Annotated in this window: 5 protein-coding genes; 2 read left to right on the top strand and 3 right to left on the bottom strand. The window is 46.8% G+C overall.

What is annotated here, in order from left to right; all coding sequences use genetic code 11:
• A partial coding sequence (locus Xbud_RS18785) for a CHC2 zinc finger domain-containing protein (RefSeq protein ID WP_244590046.1) occupies positions 1-661 on the bottom strand: 661 nt, incomplete at its 3' end.
• A gap of 99 nt (positions 662-760) precedes the next feature.
• Here Xbud_RS18785 and Xbud_RS18780 point away from each other — a divergent pair.
• Together Xbud_RS18780 and Xbud_RS18775 are read left to right on the top strand one after the other, a co-directional pair.
• On the top strand, positions 761-1,150 hold the full coding sequence (locus tag Xbud_RS18780) for a helix-turn-helix domain-containing protein (RefSeq protein WP_099137501.1): 390 nt from the start codon (positions 761-763) through the stop codon (positions 1,148-1,150).
• Positions 1,151-1,225: 75 nt separating this feature from the next.
• Positions 1,226-1,546: a SymE family type I addiction module toxin gene (locus tag Xbud_RS18775; protein ID WP_099137500.1), complete on the top strand. Its 321-nt coding sequence runs from the start codon at positions 1,226-1,228 to the stop codon at positions 1,544-1,546.
• A gap of 72 nt (positions 1,547-1,618) precedes the next feature.
• Here the strand turns inward: Xbud_RS18775 and Xbud_RS18770 are convergent, their stop codons facing one another.
• A complete protein-coding gene (locus tag Xbud_RS18770) occupies positions 1,619-1,939 on the bottom strand; it encodes a DUF7716 domain-containing protein (protein WP_099137499.1) in 321 nt (106 codons plus the stop codon).
• A 19-nt stretch (positions 1,940-1,958) separates the two neighbouring features.
• Positions 1,959-2,430, bottom strand: a 472-nt coding sequence (locus tag Xbud_RS18765) for an HNH endonuclease (RefSeq protein WP_211283555.1), incomplete at its 5' end; no start/stop codon positions are given.

Genomic DNA, 2,430 nt, shown 5'->3' with positions numbered 1-2,430 from the left:
CACCGATTTTGCGCCCGTACAACTCATGGATTTGTCCCTGTGCATCCATCACCGGCACAACCAGCGAGCCGCGCAGATGCTCACGCCCGTTCTCCCGCAGCACCCCGATCGCCTGCAAACGGGCGCGGATCTCCGCCCCGGCTTTGATCTTTTTCGGGGGCAGACGGTAGCCCAGCGTGCGGTTGGCAAAGCCCAGTTTAAACTGCGCGACTAATTCAGGGTGATTGAGCCGCCGCTTCGCCAGATACGCCTGGGCTTCCGGCGCATTCAGCAACGTATGGTGATAAAACCCGATCACCCGCGATAACAGCACCTGTTGCCCGATAGCATCACTGACCAGCTCCGCAGGTTGCACCAGCGGCTCGACCGCCGGATTGTGCCCCAGCACGGCGCGTAGGCGTTCCACGGCATGACGCAGACTTAAGTTCTCCGTTTGCATGACCCAGTCGAGCACCGAGCCGCCGGCATCGCAGCCAAAGCAGTGATAGAGATTTTTCGACGGCGTGATCACCATAGAGGGCGTTTTTTCCTCATGGAACGGGCACAACACCGTCATATCTTTGCCGCGCTTAAACACCTGCCGACCCTGCTGCTCGATAATGGCAACTAAGGGAACGGCGGATTTCAGGTGCTGTAATTCTGCTTCGGGAATGCGAGCCATTTCATAGTCCTTTAAAAACCTGTCAATAGACATTGAAGTAGCATTATTAAAGTACTATTATGTATACATCGTCAAGGGTTTTTTAGAGGCAGGGTTACCATGACCGTATCATTTCAAAACTGGTTAAGTGAGAACGGTATGGAAGTCTTTGCAACTCGCCTCCGTGAAGCAAGAGAAGTGCGCAAAATGACTCAGGCACGACTGGCTGATTTATTGGCAGTAAACAGGCGTGTTTATAACCGTTGGGAGCGTGGCTCATCAGTGCCACAGCTTGATACGGTGGTAAAGATTGCTCAGGTACTCCAGATGAGTGTTGATGCTCTGGTTGGATTGGAGCACCCCAAAGAACCTAAGATACATAACCCTAAGTTACAGGCACTTTGTGAGCAGATTGATTCGCTTTCAGATGAAGATCAACAAGCGCTGATTGTTTTAATGGATAGCTTGGTAACAAGGGCAAAAATGGAAAAACTGATAGTAGGACAATGAGATAATTTCGCGGTATTGATGTGCTGGTAACACATCAATACCGCTGACCATAAGCAACTAACAAGGAGTTGAATGATGGCTAAGGCGCATTCTAAACAAAACCGGACGGTAAATAAAGCCGCGAAAACCGAACGTTATTACACCGTGGGATACGTGCCGCAAAATGACAAGGCCAGTGCCCCGCCCGCGATCCATTTGAAAGGCCAGTGGCTTAAGGCGGCAGGATTCGATAAAGGTTGCACCTTGACCGTCAAGATACTGGATGGTTGTTTAGTGCTCATTCCTGACAGTGACAACACCCAAAGCATTAAACAACAGTACCAGCGCCAGCAAGCCCAGCTCAGTGAGATTAAGCTGCGGATGCGGGAGCTGATAGGTGATTACAAAAGCCGCTAAGGGCAGGGAATGAGCGGCTCTTAAAAAAGAAGAAGCTGGAAGATCACACTGATCTTCCAGCTTCAGCAATAATTAAAACTCTATAAAAGCATCATTTTGGAAATAAAAAATAAAAGCATTAAACAAATCATCAATAGAGGGATTACCTAATTGTGCTTTAGCATTTTCTACAACTTCTTCAATTAAACCATTATCTAATGTTTCAACCCATCCATTTTCTTTTGCTTGAATAGGTAAAAATTCATCAGAATCAGGTGGAAAATCAGCACTATCCAAAGAAAAAACTCCTTCAGTCTTCAGACTCCAACTACTTTCGTCAGGTGGTAAATAAAACCATCCTTCAGGGTTTTCCTCTGGAACTGATAAAACCTTACTGATAGGCACCAAATTCATAAGACTATCCTCTCTATTATCATTTGCATGACGTCTTCTCTTGTAACTTTTTAAATCCCCCTTCCTGTTTAGGATGGAGACTTTTTTGTACTTCTCCGGGAGCTTGATGCTGTGGTCTTGGAATAAGTTCTATTTTAGTTGGATCTTGGGCATTATGATGCCATGAGTGACCAGGAGGACTATTACCTTTGAAACCGCCCCGTGCTCCAGGTTGTACGTGATTTATAACTTCTGCCGGTAATTTGCCTTTCAATTCAGGATTATTTTGAATTGTATTGTAAAGCTGTCCATTGGCATTTCTGAAATGAGAACTTCGAGAACCTGAATGCAGCTCCTCAGGAATTTCAGTTTGATACCAAACACTATAATTAGGACTGGATAATGGCCTTCCTGTTGCATCAGTACCATTTAACCCCCAAGGGTCAACCCAACCTACGGGATTATGTACATAGCCATACGGATTCAGCCCGCCTGCCAGCCCTAGCGGGTCT

This window comes from Xenorhabdus budapestensis (assembly GCF_002632465.1).
GTDB classification, from domain to species: Bacteria; Pseudomonadota; Gammaproteobacteria; order Enterobacterales; family Enterobacteriaceae; genus Xenorhabdus; species Xenorhabdus budapestensis.
This window is presented reverse-complemented; position numbering and strand designations above follow the sequence as displayed.